The following is a 17,908-nucleotide window of genomic DNA, read 5'->3' as shown; positions in this document are numbered from 1 at the left end:
CTAACAGGTTAGTCTGGCTCATCAAAACCGTTTACACACCATGCCGGTGTGTTTATTGTTCATTGAACGGCAGCGGCCACCATCCGGCCCGCCAATACTACGAAAGGTCCCGTTGTTGTGTCTTACTTAACCTCACTTAAAACGCTCCGGTATCAGAGTGCGCCACGATGAATTGTTGGGAAATACTGGGCATTGAGCCGACCCGAGACAAGGACGCCATCGAGCAGGCGTTTGCCCGGCAGCAGAAGTTCGCTTCCGATGAGCAACACCAGGAACTCCAGCAGGCCTACCAGGAAGCCCTGATGGACGCTGGCCTGGCAACGTCGCCTGCCCAACAGCCCGTCGAGAGCAGCAGCTCCCGTCACGACGTTGCAACGCCGCGGCCCGACTCCTCCGGCAACGGCAGTGACCGTGAGCTTGATGCCAATGAGCGGCAGTTAGTCCACGACACAGTAGTACAGGTGCGGGCGCTGCTCAACGATCCACCGAGGAGTCGGGACATCAATGTATGGCGAGCCATCATCACCGAACCGCCGGCAGATCAGGAGCATATCCGCTCGGCGCTCAGCGAAGCCCTGTCCCGGGAAGTTCGCCCTATGGCCCAGAATGGTAGTTTCCCGGCCGATGTAACGCTGTTCCTGGGCGACTGGTTTGGCTGGGCAGACGCCTCACGTCAGGCCCGGAGTCTGGCTGAGAAGGACCCGTCGGATTCAGCGGATGACCGCGGCGAAACGCTCGCGGAGCAAAAGCCGCAAATCGTCAATTTTTGGCCGGCTATCATAGGATGGATTGTGGGTATCGTCATTCTGACCGCGATGTTTGGCGGTATGGGCGGCGGTGGCTGAGACTGCCGACCGGGCAGGGGGAGGGGATTTTGGCCTTCCCGGAATGGCCAATCCGGACGGGTCCGTTGATTTTCTGCAACGGAATCAGTAGGTTTTATAGAGACCCGCACGCAAGATGGAGTAGGGTACAGTTTATACACGATGATTTTCGACCGATAGAGGTGTTAGGTTCAATAAAATATCAGGTCGATAAGAGGTATTAGGTCCATAGGAAGGTATAGGCCCCGATAGAGGTAACGAGGTCCCTGCCAGGAAAAGCTAGGGAGAGTCTGTCATGGAGCTGACGGAACTACTGACACTGCTGATCATCGGCTTGCTGACGTTCGCTGTCGGACTCTGGCTGTCCGGACGCCCCATCACAAAGCCGCAATACCGGGCAGCCCCCCCATGGCCCCAGCGCGCTCCCTTTCTCGGCGGTGGTAGCCCCGAAAATCACGCCTGGAACCGCTTTCACGCCCGCTACTATCCCATGACACTTCTGCTCATCGCCTTCGAGATGGAGATGATGTTCATGTACCCATGGGCTGTGGTTTACGTCGCCGAGGGGATGAAAGCTCTGGTCGAAATGGGGATGTTCCTCGCCATCCTTTCTGTTGGCATCATCTACGGTTGGCGAGAGGGGGCCTTTAAATGGCAATGAACTGGTTACGCCAGCTCGCGGCCAAAGCCCCCGTACCAGTCTATCCATTACTGGCAGGCAACCTGCGTACCGACATCCAGACCATGGGGCTGGACCCGCGCATCGAGTGGGTGGCTTCGCCTCGCCATGCCCGTGTTCTGCTGGTGGCCGGGGAGCTTTCACCAGCCACTGACCGGGCCTTCGGCAAGGTTCACGATCAGCTACCGGGGCCCGCAGCCAGCATCTGGTGGCAGGGACAACCGCTGGACAGCCTGGCTGATGGCGCCACTATACTGGATAAAGCCGATGACCTTGGCCGTGTCGCCCATCAGTTACAGGTTGACCTGCTGAGCGGTAAGCACCGGGGCGAACCGGCACTGTGCCCTGACGAACCGCCTGAACCCTGGCAAGGTCTTGGCGATATCGGACACGGCGGCGAGGGCATGATGGGGGGGAAACCCTATGGCCGCAGTATGGCCATGCCAACTGATGACCTCAGGGATGGCCTTCAGCTTGACCCCATGGCGTTCAGCCTCGGGCCCTTCTGCTCTTTTCTACCCCCTGGCCTGGAGGCCAATGTCACCCTTCATGGCGACGTTGTCGCCAGTTTCGAGGTTTGCTCGACACCCTACCCATCGTTACTGCCCGGGGTTTTTGAAAAAGCTCTCGAAGGTCCGGTTTCAATTACCGAACTGGAACTGGCCAGGGCCCGCCATTACCTGCATCAGCTTGGCCACGCCCTTTGGATCAATCAGTCGGGGACAGTGGCGCATGCCGTGTTTGCCAAGGCCCGATCTCTGAAGCCGGGTGAGTCCCTAAACAAGCTGAAGAAACAACTGATATACACAGGCTTTTACAGATCGGCAGGTGCTGATAAGGGGGTTCTGGGCGATAGCCAGGCCCTGATGACAGGCGGAGTCGCCGCCAGGGCCTGCGGGCGGGGCAGTGATGCCCGGGTGGACGATGACGGTTACAGGTCCCTTGGGTTCAAACCCCTGGTTATGGACCGAGGCGATGCCGCGGCACGCTGGTGGTTATGGCTGGAGGAAGCACAACGATCGCTGCAGCTTGCCCACGATGCTGGCCCAGGCCATGTAAAAACCTCCAATACCAGAAGCGTCGAGCTGCTTCGTGGCGCATCCAGAGACGGCCAGTTGCCGGAAGATGGCACTGCCATGCTGGAAGACCTGCTGCCCGGGCTGGAGTGGAGTGAAGCCATGGCAGTGCTGGCAAGCCTGGACCTGAGCGCGGTGCAACGTGCCGGGGCTGGGGCAGAGGGAACACTATGACCGCGTCGCTGACCAATGCCTTGCTTGTCATGGCCATTCTGGCGATCGGAGTCTATCTGGTCGCCATCATTAACCGGGCCTGGGCCAATGCCCTTGGCCATTCCGGGGCCGGTAACCCGTTCACTGCGCCGTTTTACAGCGCGGCCTCCTTGTGGGTCGCGCCCGCCAATACCACCGAAGCGCCTGACGCCATGGCCTGGCACCTGGCACCGGTTCTTTACTTGACCCTGGCAGCCATGGGGCTTGCTTTGGTGCCCTGGTCCCAGAATCTGGTGCCTGTGGACCTGACTACGGGCATCGTACTGTGGGGCGCACTGGAGCCTCTGGCCACGGTGGTGATCTTCCTCCATGGCTGGTCAGCCAACGCCCATCTTTCCATGCTCGGCGCCTATCGGTACGTTTCCCTTGGGCTGTCCTACCTGCTGGTCAGCATGTTTGTGCTTATTGGTGTTGCGCTACCGGCCGAATCGCTTCAGTTCTCCGCCGTTGTGGAGTCACAGGCCGGCCTGTGGAATGTGATTCGCCAGCCCCTGGGACTGCCTTTGTTTCTCCTGGTGGGTCTGGGCATCAGTTTCTGGGGACCGCTGAATTTTGCCGACTCTAACGACCTTGCCGGGGGCACGTCGTCGGAATCTTCCGGTAGAGCAAGGCTGGTATGGCAGGCGGGCCGGGCCGTCATGCTGGTCGCTTTCTCAGCAATCGGTGCTACGGCCTTTCTCGGTGGCTGGCTCGGCCCGGTATTACCCGGCTTCGTCTGGATGATTCTGAAAACAATGGTGGTGCTCGCGATGGCACTTCTTCTTGGGCAGCTCATTCCCAGATTTTCGCCGGATCGTTTTCTCACTATCGCCTGGGTGCTGTTGCTTCCGTTGGCGTTCGTCGATCTGGTCTGGGCCGGTCTGGAGGCGTTGCCATGAGCTTTGTCGACCTCATATTCCTGATTTGCGGAGCCATCGCAATCTTTTCGGGATGGCGCGTGTTCTGCACCGACTCCATGGTGCGTGCGTCATTTTTCCTGCTGATCTCGTTTATCGCGGTGGGCGTCATCATGCTGCTGCTCGGGGCTGTGTACCTGGGCGTGGCTTTGTTCTTCATGATGGCGGTGGAAATGATGGTGATGGCGCTCTTCATGGTGATGTTCATGATGAACCCGGCCGGCCTGAACCCCATGAAAATGGTCCATCAGGACAAGTTTGCTGCCCTTGCCGGGGTTGTGGCTTTCTTCGCCCTGAGCGCGGTGGCCGTGTTTGGCGACTTTCCGGACCAGCCGCGACCGTCGGATCTCGACCCGGTTGTCACCCTGGGGAAAGAGTTACTGGGCGACTCGATGCTGGTCTTCGAGTCTGCCGGCGTAACCCTGCTGGCGACCATGATCGGCGTGGTGGCCATGTCCAGCCACCGCGGCCGCTACGGCGACGCCAACGCCGGCTCCCGGCCTCCTGGGCTTGAGCCCGGGGGGATGCCTGCGTTTTCCGGCGACCAGGAGGGGTCCTCCGGAGGCCATCATCACCACCACCATTAGCAATGGAAGGGGGCATTCCCCAGGCTGAACCATGACTGACGAACCGATGGAAATTCCGTCAAACACATAGCAGGCGCAAGGAGGCACCGTGTCTATCATCACTGTACAGATAGTTGCCGCAGCCCTTATCGGCATCGGATTGTATGGAGCGCTATCCCAGCAGTCCTTTGTCATGCTGATGATGGGGCTGGAACTGATCCTCAACGGTGTCATGCTGGCAGCGGTCGGATTCTGGGCCTATAGCGGTACGGGCATACCTGAAGGCCAGCTACTCACCATTGTGGTGATGGCCGTCATGGCGATCGAGATGGCTCTGGGCTTCGCGCTGGTTGTGGCTGTGTACCGTGGCAAGCAGGCGGACATGACGGAAGCCCTGGAAGGGTTCAAGCACTGATGCTCTGGGCGACGGTCTGGCTCCCGATTCTCGCTGCGCTGGCGCTTTACCGCTTCTGCCAGGGCCGGGGCGCCTCGGCGGGCAGCATCGCAGTCGGCTCTGCTGCTATCGGGACCGCATTGCTGGTCGGCGCGGGCATGCTGCAAGGCTGGACGGGCAGCTTTGCCTGGGGCCCTGACATTGTGCTTCAGATTGGCCTTGAAGGTCTTTCACCTGCCTTTGCCCTGACGCTTCCCCTTGTTGCCGCCCTTGTGCTTGTCTATGCCGGTGTACATGAGGAGTCACGGGGCCGGGCGCGCTTGCTGGCCCTGATGCTTGGCTTTGTGGGCGCCATGGAGTTGCTCGTTCTGGCCCAGGATCTTCTGACCCTGCTGATTGGCTGGGAACTGGTAGGCGCCCTGTCCTGGGCGCTGATAGGCCATCATGGTTCTGATGCCCGCAAAAGCGCTCATGCGCGACAGGCCTTTCTGGTGACCCGCTTTGGCGACCTCGGGCTTTATCTTGCGGCCGCGGTTGCGTTTTCCCAGACCGGCTCCTTCAGCTTCGAGGCGCTGGCACAACTGGAAGGCCCGGCCCTGGGACTGTTCGTAGCCGGGATTGTGCTCGCCGCTGCGGCAAAGTCAGCCCAGCTTCCATTTTCCCCCTGGCTGTTCTCGGCGATGTCAGGCCCAACCTCGGCATCCGCACTCCTGCATTCCGCCACCATGGTTTCGGCCGGTGTGTACCTGATCGCACGTTTGCAGGGTGAATTATCTGCGGTGGCCTGGTTCGCTCCGCTGACCATCGGTCTCGGTTTGGCCACCGCCCTGGCAGGCTCCGTAGTCGCCATCTTTCAGTCAGATGCAAAGCGTCTGCTTGCAGCGTCAACATCCGCACATCATGGTCTGATGTGGGTGGCCGTGGGGGCCGGTTATCCTTCGGTCGCGGTTGCCCATTTCATTGCCCATGCGTTTTTGAAAGCCCCACTTTTTATGGCTTCAGGTGTCGCAGGAGACTATGTCGGCAGCTATCGTTTAACCGCCATGAAGCTGGGGCGGGTTATGCCCGGACTGGCAGTTGCAGGCCTGGTGCTGTCTCTTGCCCTTGCCGGCCTCTTCCCCATGGGGGCGGGCTGGACAAAAGAAGCCATCGTAACGGCCGCAGGCCATGTGGCACCGTACTACGCGGTTATCACAGCACTTTTAGGCGGCCTAAGCGCCGCCTACTGTGCCCGCTTCCAGCTGATGGCCTTCGGCCGGGGCCCCGAGGGCAGGGCCGAAGTCCATCAGCTGGAGTCAGGGACGATCTACAGCTTTGCCATTGTCACGGTGGCGCTGGCTGCCCTGTGGCTGCCGGGTTCCCGACAATGGCTGGAAGCGCTGCTCGACAGCCCGGTGCCGGCCTTCAAGGCCTGGGAAGTCCTGTTCTCAATGCTTTGTGTAGTGCTGGGGCTTGTGCTGGGGCTTGTGCTCGGGCGCTGGTCGGTAACGGTTGCTGAAAACAGACAGGAAGAGCGCGTGGCGGCGTCGGTTGCAGCCAACTGGTTTGGACTTCCCAGCCTTGGGCGTGATCTTGTGAGCCGCCCGGTCAACTGGCTGGCCCTGTCACTGGCGAGCCTGGATGACCGCGTTGTGGACCAGGGCCTCGAGGCCAGCGCCCGGCTGGCCCATCGCCTGGCCGGCTGGAACAGCCGGGTCGGGGAGTGGCTGTTTGATCTTGGCCCGGAAGACTTGGCACGTTACAGCCAGAACGCAGCAGACTACGCAGGTGCCAGGATTGAACCGCGACTCTTTGATGAACTACCCCTCGGCACGGCTCGAGTTTCAGGGCGCCTGGCTACTTATGTCAGAGGTTTCCAGAGCGGCATGGTCCATCACTACTACACCATTGCCGTGATTGGTTTCGTCACCATCCTTTCTATTTTCGCAACGGGAGAACTGTTTTGATTCTGACTGCGACTCTCGCGCTACCCTTAGTTGGCGCTCTTGTTCTCATATTCGCGGGCAGTTGGCGTGAGAACCAGATCCGCCTGTTCGCCACAACCGTTGCGGTTCTGCCACTTCTGCTGCTGATTTGGGCCTGGCTGCTCTTTGACCCGAACGGAGCCATGTTCCAGCTGGTTGAAGAATACGAATGGGTTCCGTCCCTTGGCATGGGTTTCCGATTGGGCGTTGATGGCATTGCCCTGGCGGTTGCTACCATGAGCGCACTGCTGTTCGCCGGGGCGGCTGCCTATCCGGTGGAAACCAAAGGCATGGCGAGGCAGTACTATGCCTGGCTGCTGTTTCTGGAAACGGTCTCCCTGGGTGTTTTCCTGTCGCTGGACCTGCTCCTCTTCTACGTGTTTTTCGACCTCAACCTGGTTGGCATGTATTTCCTCATTGCCCGCTGGGGCCACGGCCGGCCGGAATATTCGGCGCTCAAGTTTTTCCTTTACACCTTGCTTGGTTCACTGGCGCTTCTGCTCGCCATTATTGCCCTTTACCTGGCAGCGGACCCCCACACCTTCGACATGCGCGAACTGATAGCCCAGCAACCCCTGGCAGGTATGGCCCCGGCCGCCGGCCTGGTGCTTCTCGGGTTTGTGGTTGGCTTTGCCATCAAGACACCGCTTGTGCCATTCCATACCTGGTTGCCCCAGGCCCATGTGGATGCCCCTGCACCGGCGTCAGCCATCCTTGCGGGTGTGCTCCTGAAAATGGGCACCTACGGGCTTATCCGGATTCCCTACAGCATGATGGAAGAGACCTTTGCCCAGTACGCCCTGTGGCTCGCCATTCTTGCGGTGATCTCCATCCTCTACGGGGCGCTGGTGGCCCTGGGGCAGGGGGATATGAAAAGGCGCATCGCCTACACGTCCATTAACCACATGGGCTATACGGTCCTCGGTATCGCCGTGGCCGGAGCCCTGCTTGAAGGTAGTGAGGCGGCGCGAAGCCTTGCCCTGACGGGCGCAGCCATAGAGATGGTCGCCCATGGGTTGATCACGGGCAGTCTGTTCCTGATTGCAGGTTCTTTCTGGAGCCGAGGCCAATCCTATGACATGGACATATACGGAGGGCTTGGCTCGAAGGCACCCAAGCTGACCGGCATGACCGCGTTGGCGGCATTCGCCAGTCTCGGCTTGCCCGGTCTTGCCGGTTTCGTTGCCGAATTCCATATATTTGTGGGAACCTTTGGCGTTTACCCCTGGCTCGCGGCCATCGGCCTTCTGGGGATACTGATCACCGCCGCGCTCTTCCTGCAGATGCTGCAACGGCTCTTTTTCGGCAAGCTGCCTGCCCAGTGGTCAGGCTTTGCGGATCTGCACAGAAGCGAGCTCAGTGTGTTGCTGATCCTGCTCCTGCTTGTGGTTGTTATTGGCGTGGCACCCGGCTTCCTGATTGACGTTGTCGAGCAGTCAGCCCGCTGGCTGGTTGGGGGCGGCTAATGCCTGTTGCTGACCTGCTGCCAGAGCTGGTAGTGCTGATTGGAGCTGTATTCATCATTCTGTTTGCGGCCTTTACTCCCGAACGCATGCAGCCCGTGGCCGCAGTCATTGCGCTGCTCGTTCTGGCGCTGGCAACGGCCCTGTCGGTAGCGCAATACGGAGGTGTTGAAAGACTCACCTTTTCCGGAGTCTGGGCACTCGACCGCGGTGCTGTCGCCGGCAAGATTCTCATTCTTGTGGCGGGGGCGGTCGCTGTCGCGCTCTCCCCCCGGTGGATGGCGGGGGACCGGCGTCACGGTGAATATTACGGGCTAGTGCTCTTCTCGCTACTGGGCGCCATCATGCTGGTGTCCGCCACCGATACCATGGAACTTGTGATAGGACTGCTGTTGTCCTCGGCCGCAAGTTACCCGTTGGTTGCTTTTCATCGGTCCTGGGCGCCGGCGCTGGAAGCGGGTATGAAATACTACCTCATGGGTGCGCTGGCGAACTCACTGTTTGTCATAGGCGTTGTGCTTCTGTTCGGGCTCACAGGAGCCACGGGTTATCCGGAGATCACGCGGCAACTCAGTCAGAACGCAGATCCGCTGGTAACCATTGTCGCCCTGAGTTTTATCTTTCTTGGCCTTGCGTTCAAGCTGGGGGCCTTCCCCATTCACACCTGGATGCCCGATGTCGCTCAGGGAGCCCCCGCGCCTATAGCCGCCTTGCTGACGGTCGCCCCCAAGATTGCTGCAGCCATTGCGCTTGCACGCTTCGTCCATATCCTGCCCGACACGCTGGCCTGGCCATGGGTCATTGCCATGCTGGCCGCTGTGACCATGACTGTGGGCAATCTGGCCGCCCTCTGGCAAGACGATCTGCGGCGCCTGTTGGGCTGGTCTGCAGTGTCCCAGTCCGGGTACGCCCTGGTTGCGATTACCGTAGTGGGTGCCGCCGACTCCGCAGTACCGTCACTGTTGGTTTTCCTGGCCGCCTACGGGCTTGCCAACCTGGCGGCGTTCGCGACTGTGGTACACCTGCGGGGCAGGACAGCGCTTGAGCACTATCGTGGTCTTATGGGCATCAGGCCCTGGTCGGCACTGGTGGTGATCGTGGCTTTCCTGTCTTTTGTGGGCATACCTCCGCTGGTGGGTTTCTTTGGCAAGCTGATGGTCTTCAAAGCAGGCATAGAGGGTGGTTTCACCTGGCTGGTGATTGTCGCCATTGCCAATACGGTGCTGTCCCTGTTCTATTATCTGAGGGTCATTTCAATCATGGTCTTCAGACATCCCGGGGCCGAAGTCGCCTGCCTGGGACGAGCGCCGGGGTTAATAGCGATGACTGCCGGTCTGCTGGTTATAGTGCTAGGGTTATGGGCTGAAGGCCTGATTCACCCGGTCGAAGGTATCGAGCTTTTGCCGGAGCTAACACACTTACTGAACACGAGAGGACAGTCATGACAAAGCATCTGGTTTTTGATGTGAATGAAACACTTCTGGATGTTTCCGCACTGGATCCACTGTTTGAAAGGCTTTTCAATGACGCCTCGACCCGCCAGGAATGGTTTCTCACTCTTCAGGAAAACTGGCTGACCGCGACCATTATCCACAAGTACCTGCCGTTTGGTGATCTGGCCAAAAGCGCATTGGTCATGGTTGGCAAGAGAAGGGGTGTGGATGTGTCAGAGGACGATCAGGGCGAACTCATTGACGGCATGCTGAGCCTGCCGGCCCATGAAGACGTCGCCGAAGCACTCACCCTGCTGCGTGACAATGGTTACAAGCTGACCGCACTGACCAACAGCACCCTGGCCGCGGCACGGAAGCAACTTGCATCAGCCGGCCTGGACCATTTCTTCGAACACATCCTGTCGGTTGATGAGGTAAAGCGATACAAGCCTGCCCGTGAACCCTACGCCATGGCAGCAGAACGGCTGGGCATCCAGACCGGCGATTTCATGATGATCGCCGCCCACGCCTGGGACATCGCAGGCGCCGCTGAGGCCGGCTGCAGGACTGCGTTTGTGGAACGCCCGGGGAAAGTGCAAAACCCGGTCGGGGTCAGGGCCGATATTCACGGCAAGGGCGTACTGGGGGTTGCAAAGCAGCTGGCGGGCAAGCAATAGCAACTTTTGGCAGTGGCTTTCTAATTTATGGATGCTTTTTCGACACTTAATACTGATTCTTACTTGCATGTCATGCCGTGAAGGGAGTAAACGGCCTTGACTATATGTTAAGTTATGCTTCGAATACATTTTTCTGATTGGCAAAGGACTCTGCAGGACTCTCGCTTACCGGATGTTTGCGGCTCAGGAGTCCAAAAGAAGCAGTGAAGCTCTTCAGCACAGGGATTTTTATGGACGATGTGCGCACGCTTTCCTCAGATCAACGCTTCCGCTTACTAGCCAACTCGGCCAGCTCCCACGCGATGCTTATCACTGACCCTCAGGGCCGAATTGTTGAATGGACCCAGGGCGCGGAACAGATGCTCGGGTGGACCAAGGCTGAGGTCCTAGAACAGTCCTGTGTCTTTATATTCACCCCGGAAGACAAGGCCTCCGGTTTTCCCCAGGCAGATGTCGCAGAAGCTCTTCGTTCAGGCTTTGCTGAAACCAGGCGCCGGTTTGTCCGAAAAGATGGCCAGCAGGTTCTGGCAGACGGGACCACTTACCCACTGTTTGCCCCTGATGGCAGCCATCTGGGCTTCGGCAAGATGCTGCGGGAAGCCCGGGGTGGGTTAAATCCGGACCGGAAAGACACCCTTCGCGATCCCTTGGCCGATCACGCCCAGCTCGAAGCTGTGCTGGAAGCTGCCGTCCCGGTAGGGATCCTCCTTTCCAATTCAAAGGGTGGGCTCATTGAAACAGCGCCGTCGGAAGTGACGCTGTTTGGCGATCAGCAGTCCCCGGCCTGGTGTATTGACCAGCTTCAGGACTGGAAGGGATGGTGGGCCGACGGCTCATCCCGCCATGGCCAACGTTTGAAACCGTCGGAATGGCCGTTGGCCCGTGCCCTTGCCGGTGAAGAGTCGCCCCATGCCACCATTGAACTGGAATCCATTGATGAGCCACCTGTACGCCGTACGGTGCTGGCATCGGCGATGCCTTTAAGGGACAGCCAGGACAGTATTGTTGGCGGCATAGCGGCAGTTACTGACATCTCAGCCTGGATCCAGACCGAGGGAGCTTTAAGGGAAACCGCGGCCCGCCTTCAGTTCATATTGGACGCTGCTGAAATCGGCGACTGGGACCTGGATCTGAAGAACGACGTTGCCCGTCGCTCGGTCCGCCACGACCTCTGCTTTGGCTATAAAGAACCTATACCTGACTGGGGCTTCGATATTTTTATCGAGCATGTCCACCCGGATGACCGTCTCCGTGTGAAGCGGGCGTTCGAGCTGGCTATCCAGAACGTGGATGACTGGCACTGTGAGTGCCGGGTAATCTGGCCTGACGGAAGCGTCCACTGGATTGCAGCCCACGGCAGTGTCTACGGCAATGAGGGCTCTCCCACGCGGATGGCAGGCATTGTTTACGACATCACCAAGCGCAAACATGCGGAAAAAGAGCTGCGCCATGCCGCCCTCCATGACCTCTTAACCGGCCTTCCTAACAGGGCCATGCTGTTTGAGTATGCCAATCATCTGCTGCCGCGGTATGGCCGAAACGCCCAGCAGGCAGCGGTCCTGTTTCTTGATCTGGATCGGTTCAAGCGTATCAATGATACTCACGGCCATGAGATAGGCGACTCCATGCTCAAGGAGGTGGCTCGCCGCCTTTTGCAGGTGCTTAGATCAGAAGACCTGGTGGTTCGGCTAGGGGGCGACGAGTTTCTTATACTCCTGCAGGACATAGAACGCCCGGAAACTGCGGCGGAAGTGGCAGGGCAGTTGGTGGAAGAAATCAGTAAGCCTTTTAGTAGCAGTAACCTGACCCTGAGCCTGTCCACTTCCATCGGTATTAGCCTTTTCCCTCAGGACGGACACGACATCGATACCCTGGTGAGCCATGCCGATATGGCTATGTATGTTGCAAAAGAGGCTGGTCGTAATAATTACAGTTTTTACTCTGTCGGGCTTGCGGCAGAAACCCGCTACGTCCAGTTTATCGAGCAGCAGTTACGGATTGCCGTCAATACCAGTGATTTCCACCTGGTTTACCAGCCGGTGAGGGATCTTCAGACAGACAGGATAGTCAGTGTTGAGGCGCTGCTGCGCTGGGGTGCAGATGAAGTTGGCCCGGAAGAATTTATTCCGATAGCCGAGGCGACCGGACTCATCAATTCCATTGGCCGGTGGTTGCTGGAGGAGGCGTGCATCCAGCATAAAACCTGGATTCAGAACGGGCTTCCGCCTATTCCAATAGCTCTGAATGTGTCTGCCGTTGAATTCCGGGACCGAAACTTCGTTTCCAGGTTTAAAGAAACCATCGAGTCACACGGTATCGAGGCCAATGCAATCCAGTTGGAGCTGACCGAAACAGCCGTTATGGATGACCCGGAGCATACCGTGGCCATGCTGACCCAACTGGACGGCTTCGGCTTCACTATCTTGCTGGATGACTTCGGCACAGGCCATTCCAGTCTTGCCTATCTGACCCGTTTGCCATTGTGCAAGGTCAAAATCGACAAGTCGTTCATAACGGGGGTCGGAGACAGTATTGCCAACCGCGCAGTTACCGATGCCATGACCGCCCTGGCGACCACCCTCGGGCTGGAAGTGGTTGTCGAAGGTGTGGAGTCCGAGGCGGTGCTGGAGTACGTACGTTCACTGGGCTGCATGCAAGGGCAGGGCTATTACCTGGGCAACCCAATGTCAGGATCGAGTTTTGAGGAGTGGTATAAACAGCATGTTCCCCAGCCTCTGACTGCCGAGTAGCCGTCGAGGGGGTTCAGTAGCGGATCAGAGCAGAGCCCCAGGTAAATCCACCGCCAAACGCTTCGAGGAGCAGAAGTTCATTTTTCTTGATTCTGCCATCCCGCACGGCTTCATCCAGAGCCAGAGGTATGGAAGCCGCCGATGTATTGCCGTGCTTGTTGACGGTAACCACCACCCGATCCATGGGCATTCCCAGCTTGCGTGCCGTGGCCGAGATGATGCGCAGATTGGCCTGGTGGGGCACCAGCCAGTCGATGTCGGACTTGGCCATGTTGTTGGCCAGCAAGGTCTCGTCAACAATCTGTCCGAGCGTATTCACGGCTATTTTGAAGACTTCGTTGCCTTTCATTTCAATGGTGGCTTTGCCAGCCTTGACCTGGTCAAAGCCGTCCGAAATACCGTAGGGCACACGCAGGAGATCTTCATACTGGCCATCTGCATGAAGATGGGTCGACAGTATGCCGGTCTCTTCGTTTGCTTCCAGAACCACGGCACCGGCGCCATCGCCGAAAAGCACGCAGGTGCCCCGGTCTTCCCAGTTCAAGATGCGGGAAAATACTTCAGACCCCACAATCAGCACTTTCTTGCTGGCCCCGGTCTTCACGAACTGGTCGGCTACTGACAGGGCATAGACAAAGCCACTGCAGACAGCCTGGATGTCGAAAGCCGGGCAGCCGTGTATGCCAAGCCGGGCCTGAAGAATGCAGGCTGAACTGGGAAAGATCTTATCAGGGGTCGAGGTTGCGAAGATGATCAGGTCAATGTCCCTGGGCACTATTCCAGCCGCCTCTATTGCACTGAGGGATGCTTTTTCAGCCAGATCGACGGCCGTTTCATCCTCACGCGCGATATGCCGCTGTTCAATGCCGGTACGCTCCCGGATCCATTGATCAGAGGTATCGACAATTTTCTCCATATCGGCGTTTGTCATAACGTTTTCGGGCAGGTAGGAGCCCGTGCCGACAATTCTTGCGTAAGTCATCGAAATCTTCCTCAGGGTGAGGCGAATAAATATACAGTGCCACTATATTACGCCCCTTGGCCAGCCTGAGTTATTAGCGATATGTCAAAGGCGGGTGAGGGCGCGCAGCAGCTTCCGCCTTGCCGGGCGTGACCAAACTTATTACAGTCCGCGATCTGTCTGGCGTTATTGGCACAATCGCTTTCCATCCCTCTCTACGGTGTTGCAATGAAAGTTCCCATGAAGTTTCCCTATGTCACTGTCGTGCTCGTTTTGCTTGCGCTGATTTATGTGCTCTGGGACCAGACCCGACCATCCGCTGACCTTGATCCCCAGCGATTCACAGACCTGGAGGCGAACCCTGCCTCCGCCTCGGACGTGCTTGCCTTTTTCTCCAGGCAAACCGAAGGCATGTGTTATGAAAAGACGGCCAGCAGCAGTACAGGAACCGACGATCTGGAGCGCTGCATCGACCAGGCTGAGAAGCGCGAAGCCAGATGCCTGAGGGCTGTGGGGGAGGGTATGCCGGAGGTTATCCGCTCGGAGCAGGCCTTCAGACGTTACGGGCTCGAACTTATGGACTGCATGGTCCCGATGCAGGGCGTCACCGGCTCTGAGTGATCCCACCCAGCTGGACTGGCTATCAGCTGCTAGATTCATAACAGGTACATGCTGATCGACACGGCACTCAAGCCGAGAAGGAGTTTCAGTGACCAACTTGCCTGCCGGGTTCAAGTACTATCTGTTGATCCTGACGCCCAGCCTTATTGACGACCTGGAAGACTACGGACTTCATGAAGCCCTTCACGAACCGGGGCTGGACCACCATGAAGTCGAGAAAACATTTTTCCTGGCAAGGGCAACCAAGGCTTGGCTACCGGTAACCCCTGAAGCAGCAGACCCTGATTTGTGGCCGGACCTCATGAGCGCTATCCACCGCATACGCAAGCTTCTTGATGTGCTGGAAAAGGAAGTGTTTGAGGCGGTCATTGCAAATGCCAAGGAAACCACGTCAGAGATTGCCAGGGCTAACCTGACCAGAGAATTTGAAGAAAAGAGGTCAGAAGGCGAGCTGGACTTCAGACTTCACGGTCTCAGCACCTCCGCTCCACCTCCGGACGCGACGGCCCCAGACCCCGCCGTCGCGGAGTCCTTCCGGCTGAAACGAACACAACGCTATCAGGCACTGATTGGCTATGACGGTGAGAGCCTGAAGCCCGGTGAAAAGCTGATATTGGCCGATGCAAAAGCGAGTGCACGAGCCGTCATGGAAGATGGCGAGCAAGACGTGCCTATTGACGCTGTCCTGGCCATGGCAGCCGTTCTGATGGAAACGGCGGGGGTGCAGGACAAGTCCCAGGTGCCTGAAGAGATCCGTGAAAAATTCAGGAGGATGACCGGCAAAGCCGCCATGGCGCTTGGGGCTATTATCTACCGGCATGCGTACCGGGAGTACAAGAAGCAACTGGGGCTGGAGCCACTAACCTCAGACCTGTAGAGCCCAGGGCCCCGTCTAGATCAACCAGCCGAAGAGAAAATCGAAGAGGCTGCCGAAAAAGCCACGACTGCTGACTGAATGACTAGTCTGAACCGCGCCCGCGGTTTCAGTGGTGTCTGGAGAGGGTTTCCCAGCAGCGGTAGGTTCTTCAGGTATCACAAAATCATTGTCCGCTGATCCGTCCACGATCACTTCGGACTCTGGCTGAGTTTCGACCGGAGTCCCGGGGGGCTTTTCAACCGTCGCGTCTGTCGTCGGCTCCCGTGTTTCCGTGTCTGCCACCGTTTCCGATTCAGTAGAGGCTGGTTCAGACCGGGGTTCAACAGGTTCAGTCGGGTCCGCGACAGCTACCAGGGGAGATTGAGATAAAGCGGCGCGGGGGTCGGAGGAGGATGCCTCCGATTCGGGTTCCGGCTTTTTCGGGTTTACTGGCTGGGCTTCCCGCTCAATGTGCATGGTCTCAGCCACTGCCGGGACCTCCCTGACTTCCGCAGGCTCTTCTGCTATTACCGCAGAAGGCACGGGATCAGGCTCAGGCTCGGATACCGGTTCAGCTTTAACAGGTTCAGGTGCAGCATCGGCAGCCTCTGTCGGCGTCGGCATAGCGCTTTCTTCCAACCCAAGCGCCGCAAGGGCCGCGTTCCGATTGGGAGCCTCGTTTCCGCTTATCACATTGTCAGGCTTGAGGCCCACCCCTAGGGCTGAAAGCGTGGCAGCATCCAGCTGGCCAGTGGATTTCAGCCCGCGCCGGTCCGACTGGTAGTTCGCGATGGCGTTATGAAGGGGATCGTCGATCCAGCCGTCAGCCACTCCAATGTCATAGCCTGCGCCATACAAAGCATTTTCTGCGGCATAAATGGCTTCAACCGGGCTGACCTGAGCCATCGTGCAGAAGGGCAGGGCTATCAATGCCATGCAGGCTCCGTGCTTCTTTGAATTGCAAAGATGGCTCATGGTGGATCACTCCCAACCTTTCCCTGACATGCGTTGGATTATTATTGTTGAGTATTGAAAGTATCAGCTATTTGACTCAGCCCCCATGATGCAGTTAACACTTTGTTACGATAGCGTTGTAGGAAGGAGGTGCAGCACTCCTTGAACGTCAAATTTGCTTAAGAAAGGGACTGAACCGGTCTGATCAAAGGAGATTCTCATGGACATCAGAAAGCTCGATGAAAGACTCAGCGTTACCGCGCAGCCAAGCCTGGAAGAGATCGACCAACTAGCGGACAAGGGTTTTCGGACCATCATATCCAACCGACCACGGGGAGAAACCGAAGACCAGCCCGACATGCAGGCATTACAGGAACGGGCAGAAGCTTTGGAAATGGTTTGGCGCGAGATACCGGTCAAACCCGGAGAATATTCCGATCAGGACGTAGAGAATTTCACCCAGGTTCTTAAATCAGTTCCGACACCAGCGGTAGGATTCTGCCGAACTGGTAAGCGGGTAGCCCATCTCTGGGCGTTATCAGAAGCCCCGCGCTGCCCGATTCCGGAGTTAATGGAAGCAGCCCATGCTGCCGGTTTTGGGCTGGAACCCTTAAAAGAAGAGCTCGAACACCATGCCAGAAAACGCTAATCAGCGTTTCCAGGCTGAACTTAATTGACTTGCATCAACGGTGTGCATGGTTGGTGAAAAATATCAGTTTGGATTCAGTTTCCGATGTTCAAATGATTGTGGAACCTAAAATATCAATCAGGAGGTCGATCATGAGTCAATTTTTGAAAGCTCTATTAGTCGCCTTAATTGTTGCCAGTCCAGCTTTGGCTGCCAACGAACACAACCAAGGCAAACCTGACAGAGACGGCATGGGCCAGGGTCAGGGAATGGGTCAGGGAATGGGTCAGGGAATGGGCCAGGGAATGGGCCAGGGAATGGGTCAGAGTCAGGGTCAGGGAATGATGCATCAGGAGCGTTCCGGCGATATGAATCGTCGCATGGACGAGATGAGAACCATGATGCAGCAGATGCAAAATGAAACGTCCCCTGAAAAGCGCCAGCAGATGATGCAGCGACAAATGCAACAAATGCAGCAGCATATGGGCAGTATGGCTGACATGATGGGCGGCCAGCAGGGCATGATGAGGCAGGGCAATGGAAATCAGGCTGGTAAGGGACAAAGCCCCGGCATGGGTGACCAAATGCGAATGATGGAAGAGCAGATGGAACAGATGCAAAAAATGATGAAAGAGATGAGAAAAGAACAGGGACCTAACTAGAAACGAGCCTCGGCGCTCACACACAACAGGTGCGGGCGCCGAAGTAAAAGGAGAACAGCATGATGCATGACCCGATGTGGGCAGGGAACTGGTTGTGGATGATCTTTATTGCTGTCGTGGTTGTTGTACCTGTTTGGCGCATTTGCAAACGGGCGGGCTATCCCGGCGCGCTCGGGCTGCTTATTCTTGTCCCCCTGTTAAATCTCGGGCTGCTGTACTTTCTGGCGTTCGCCCGCTGGCCCTCAGTTGACCACAACAAGGGTTAAGAATGTTCTGGTCAAGTCAGGTTCG

The 17,908-nt window shown here is 57.7% G+C and carries 18 protein-coding genes; 16 read left to right on the top strand and 2 right to left on the bottom strand.

All coding sequences use genetic code 11. The features are described from left to right. Nucleotides 1-167: 167 nt before the first annotated feature. From G7W63_RS13905 to G7W63_RS13855, 11 genes are all read left to right on the top strand, one after another. On the top strand, nucleotides 168-845 hold the full coding sequence (locus G7W63_RS13905) for a J domain-containing protein (RefSeq protein ID WP_166259257.1): 678 nt from the start codon (nucleotides 168-170) through the stop codon (nucleotides 843-845). A 274-nt stretch (nucleotides 846-1,119) separates the two neighbouring features. Beyond that, complete coding sequence (locus G7W63_RS13900; RefSeq protein WP_166259254.1) at nucleotides 1,120-1,485, top strand: NADH-quinone oxidoreductase subunit A; 366 nt, start codon at nucleotides 1,120-1,122, stop codon at nucleotides 1,483-1,485. Then, nucleotides 1,476-2,753: an NADH-quinone oxidoreductase subunit D-related protein gene (locus G7W63_RS13895; RefSeq protein WP_166259251.1), complete on the top strand. Its 1,278-nt coding sequence runs from the start codon at nucleotides 1,476-1,478 to the stop codon at nucleotides 2,751-2,753. Before G7W63_RS13900 ends, G7W63_RS13895 begins: the two co-directional genes overlap by 10 nt. Next, nucleotides 2,750-3,670, top strand: coding sequence for an NADH-quinone oxidoreductase subunit H (locus G7W63_RS13890; RefSeq protein ID WP_166259248.1), 921 nt, complete (start codon nucleotides 2,750-2,752; stop codon nucleotides 3,668-3,670). Before G7W63_RS13895 ends, G7W63_RS13890 begins: the two co-directional genes overlap by 4 nt. Then, nucleotides 3,667-4,275, top strand: coding sequence for an NADH-quinone oxidoreductase subunit J family protein (locus G7W63_RS13885; RefSeq protein ID WP_166259245.1), 609 nt, complete (start codon nucleotides 3,667-3,669; stop codon nucleotides 4,273-4,275). The genes G7W63_RS13890 and G7W63_RS13885 overlap by 4 nt, the downstream gene beginning before the upstream one ends. A gap of 88 nt (nucleotides 4,276-4,363) precedes the next feature. Further along, complete coding sequence (locus tag G7W63_RS13880; protein ID WP_166259242.1) at nucleotides 4,364-4,669, top strand: NADH-quinone oxidoreductase subunit NuoK; 306 nt, start codon at nucleotides 4,364-4,366, stop codon at nucleotides 4,667-4,669. Next, complete coding sequence (locus tag G7W63_RS13875; RefSeq protein ID WP_166259239.1) at nucleotides 4,669-6,594, top strand: NADH-quinone oxidoreductase subunit 5 family protein; 1,926 nt, start codon at nucleotides 4,669-4,671, stop codon at nucleotides 6,592-6,594. The genes G7W63_RS13880 and G7W63_RS13875 overlap by 1 nt, the downstream gene beginning before the upstream one ends. Continuing rightward, complete coding sequence (locus G7W63_RS13870; protein WP_207308959.1) at nucleotides 6,591-8,078, top strand: complex I subunit 4 family protein; 1,488 nt, start codon at nucleotides 6,591-6,593, stop codon at nucleotides 8,076-8,078. Before G7W63_RS13875 ends, G7W63_RS13870 begins: the two co-directional genes overlap by 4 nt. Next, the gene (locus tag G7W63_RS13865) at nucleotides 8,078-9,520 is read left to right on the top strand and encodes an NADH-quinone oxidoreductase subunit N (RefSeq protein ID WP_166259236.1); all 1,443 of its coding nucleotides are present in this window, start codon (nucleotides 8,078-8,080) and stop codon (nucleotides 9,518-9,520) included. Before G7W63_RS13870 ends, G7W63_RS13865 begins: the two co-directional genes overlap by 1 nt. Beyond that, nucleotides 9,517-10,185, top strand: a complete 669-nt coding sequence (locus tag G7W63_RS13860; protein ID WP_166259233.1) for a haloacid dehalogenase type II — start codon at nucleotides 9,517-9,519, stop codon at nucleotides 10,183-10,185. Before G7W63_RS13865 ends, G7W63_RS13860 begins: the two co-directional genes overlap by 4 nt. Before the next feature lie 230 nt (nucleotides 10,186-10,415). Next, a complete protein-coding gene (locus G7W63_RS13855; protein ID WP_166259230.1) occupies nucleotides 10,416-12,935 on the top strand; it encodes a sensor domain-containing protein in 2,520 nt (839 codons plus the stop codon). Between the two features lie 13 nt (nucleotides 12,936-12,948). Here G7W63_RS13855 and G7W63_RS13850 read toward each other — a convergent pair whose 3' ends face one another. Continuing rightward, entirely contained in the window at nucleotides 12,949-13,917 is a 969-nt protein-coding gene (locus tag G7W63_RS13850; RefSeq protein WP_166259227.1) for a beta-ketoacyl-ACP synthase III, read from the bottom strand. Between the two features lie 207 nt (nucleotides 13,918-14,124). Between G7W63_RS13850 and G7W63_RS13845 the strand changes: the two genes are divergently transcribed. Together G7W63_RS13845 and G7W63_RS13840 are read left to right on the top strand one after the other, a co-directional pair. Continuing rightward, nucleotides 14,125-14,517 carry a hypothetical protein gene (locus G7W63_RS13845; protein WP_166259224.1) on the top strand — a complete coding sequence of 131 codons (393 nt, stop codon included), beginning with the start codon at nucleotides 14,125-14,127 and terminating at the stop codon, nucleotides 14,515-14,517. 88 nt (nucleotides 14,518-14,605) lie between these two features. Continuing rightward, entirely contained in the window at nucleotides 14,606-15,394 is a 789-nt protein-coding gene (locus tag G7W63_RS13840) for a hypothetical protein (protein WP_166259221.1), read from the top strand. Nucleotides 15,395-15,409: 15 nt separating this feature from the next. On the opposite strand, the gene G7W63_RS13835 is transcribed toward G7W63_RS13840, so the two are convergent. Continuing rightward, nucleotides 15,410-16,309: a peptidoglycan-binding domain-containing protein gene (locus G7W63_RS13835; RefSeq protein ID WP_166259218.1), complete on the bottom strand. Its 900-nt coding sequence runs from the start codon at nucleotides 16,307-16,309 to the stop codon at nucleotides 15,410-15,412. 238 nt (nucleotides 16,310-16,547) lie between these two features. Between G7W63_RS13835 and G7W63_RS13830 the strand changes: the two genes are divergently transcribed. The 3 genes from G7W63_RS13830 (at nucleotide 16,548) to G7W63_RS13820 (ending at nucleotide 17,883) form a co-directional block, all read left to right on the top strand. Next, complete coding sequence (locus G7W63_RS13830) at nucleotides 16,548-16,976, top strand: protein tyrosine phosphatase family protein (RefSeq protein ID WP_166259215.1); 429 nt, start codon at nucleotides 16,548-16,550, stop codon at nucleotides 16,974-16,976. Between the two features lie 131 nt (nucleotides 16,977-17,107). Next, a complete protein-coding gene (locus G7W63_RS13825; RefSeq protein WP_166259212.1) occupies nucleotides 17,108-17,617 on the top strand; it encodes a hypothetical protein in 510 nt (169 codons plus the stop codon). Between the two features lie 59 nt (nucleotides 17,618-17,676). Beyond that, nucleotides 17,677-17,883 carry a hypothetical protein gene (locus tag G7W63_RS13820; RefSeq protein WP_242634427.1) on the top strand — a complete coding sequence of 69 codons (207 nt, stop codon included), beginning with the start codon at nucleotides 17,677-17,679 and terminating at the stop codon, nucleotides 17,881-17,883. The last annotated feature ends 25 nt before the right edge of the window (nucleotides 17,884-17,908 follow it).

Source organism: Marinobacter salicampi (assembly GCF_011074795.1).
Classification (GTDB): domain Bacteria; phylum Pseudomonadota; class Gammaproteobacteria; order Pseudomonadales; family Oleiphilaceae; genus Marinobacter; species Marinobacter salicampi.
The sequence above is the reverse complement of the archived record's forward strand: the minus strand, read 5'-3'. Positions and strand labels throughout refer to the sequence as shown.

What these genes read in the sequence shown, in the direction of transcription:
- G7W63_RS13900 (WP_166259254.1), top strand. Translation starts at nt 1,120, where the DNA reads ATGGAGCTGACGGAACTACTGACACTGCTGATCATCGGCTTGCTGACG.
- G7W63_RS13905 (WP_166259257.1), top strand. Translation starts at nt 168, where the DNA reads ATGAATTGTTGGGAAATACTGGGCATTGAGCCGACCCGAGACAAGGAC.
- G7W63_RS13825 (WP_166259212.1), top strand. Translation starts at nt 17,108, where the DNA reads ATGAGTCAATTTTTGAAAGCTCTATTAGTCGCCTTAATTGTTGCCAGT.
- G7W63_RS13885 (WP_166259245.1), top strand. Translation starts at nt 3,667, where the DNA reads ATGAGCTTTGTCGACCTCATATTCCTGATTTGCGGAGCCATCGCAATC.
- G7W63_RS13890 (WP_166259248.1), top strand. Translation starts at nt 2,750, where the DNA reads ATGACCGCGTCGCTGACCAATGCCTTGCTTGTCATGGCCATTCTGGCG.
- G7W63_RS13830 (WP_166259215.1), top strand. Translation starts at nt 16,548, where the DNA reads ATGGACATCAGAAAGCTCGATGAAAGACTCAGCGTTACCGCGCAGCCA.
- G7W63_RS13875 (WP_166259239.1), top strand. Translation starts at nt 4,669, where the DNA reads ATGCTCTGGGCGACGGTCTGGCTCCCGATTCTCGCTGCGCTGGCGCTT.
- G7W63_RS13820 (WP_242634427.1), top strand. Translation starts at nt 17,677, where the DNA reads ATGATGCATGACCCGATGTGGGCAGGGAACTGGTTGTGGATGATCTTT.
- G7W63_RS13865 (WP_166259236.1), top strand. Translation starts at nt 8,078, where the DNA reads ATGCCTGTTGCTGACCTGCTGCCAGAGCTGGTAGTGCTGATTGGAGCT.
- G7W63_RS13850 (WP_166259227.1), bottom strand. Translation starts at nt 13,917, where the DNA reads ATGACTTACGCAAGAATTGTCGGCACGGGCTCCTACCTGCCCGAAAAC.
- G7W63_RS13860 (WP_166259233.1), top strand. Translation starts at nt 9,517, where the DNA reads ATGACAAAGCATCTGGTTTTTGATGTGAATGAAACACTTCTGGATGTT.
- G7W63_RS13835 (WP_166259218.1), bottom strand. Translation starts at nt 16,309, where the DNA reads ATGGCATTGATAGCCCTGCCCTTCTGCACGATGGCTCAGGTCAGCCCG.
- G7W63_RS13845 (WP_166259224.1), top strand. Translation starts at nt 14,125, where the DNA reads ATGAAAGTTCCCATGAAGTTTCCCTATGTCACTGTCGTGCTCGTTTTG.
- G7W63_RS13855 (WP_166259230.1), top strand. Translation starts at nt 10,416, where the DNA reads ATGGACGATGTGCGCACGCTTTCCTCAGATCAACGCTTCCGCTTACTA.
- G7W63_RS13895 (WP_166259251.1), top strand. Translation starts at nt 1,476, where the DNA reads ATGGCAATGAACTGGTTACGCCAGCTCGCGGCCAAAGCCCCCGTACCA.